This window comes from Vibrio sp. Vb0598 (assembly GCF_033338935.1).
GTDB lineage: Bacteria > Pseudomonadota > Gammaproteobacteria > Enterobacterales > Vibrionaceae > Vibrio > Vibrio alginolyticus.
The window spans coordinates 1-404 of the sequence record NZ_JAWOTP010000253.1 but is presented as its reverse complement, the minus strand read 5'-3'; the positions used below and the strand labels follow the sequence as shown (position 1 = coordinate 404).

General features: G+C 51.2%; 1 protein-coding gene. It reads right to left on the bottom strand.

Annotated features, from left to right (window positions below):
• Positions 1–404 (bottom strand): TGS domain-containing protein (locus R7Q38_RS24485; protein ID WP_318114669.1); only part of this gene is annotated, 404 nt, incomplete at both ends.

Genomic DNA, 404 nt, shown 5'->3' with positions numbered 1-404 from the left:
CTTTTAACGTCGCGCCAATCTTCACCAACTCGTGTTCTAGGATTTCACGTCCCGCTTCGAGGTTTTTCTCACGACTCTGTTTACGGAACCAAGCGTTGATCTTCGCACGAGCACGCCCTGAATGAACAAAGCCTAGTGATGGGTTTAACCAGTCTCGCGATGGGTTTGGCTCTTTTGCTGTGATGATTTCGACCTGATCGCCCATGTGGAGTTTATGGGTGAACGGCACGATTCGGCCACCAACTTTGGCGCCAATACAACGGTGCCCGACTTCTGAGTGAATGTGGTAGGCAAAGTCTAGTGGAGTTGCCCCCATTGGTAAGTCGACAACATCGCCACGTGGTGTAAATGCGTAGACGCGGTCATCGAAGACTTGGCTTCGGAGTGCATCTAACATCTCACCA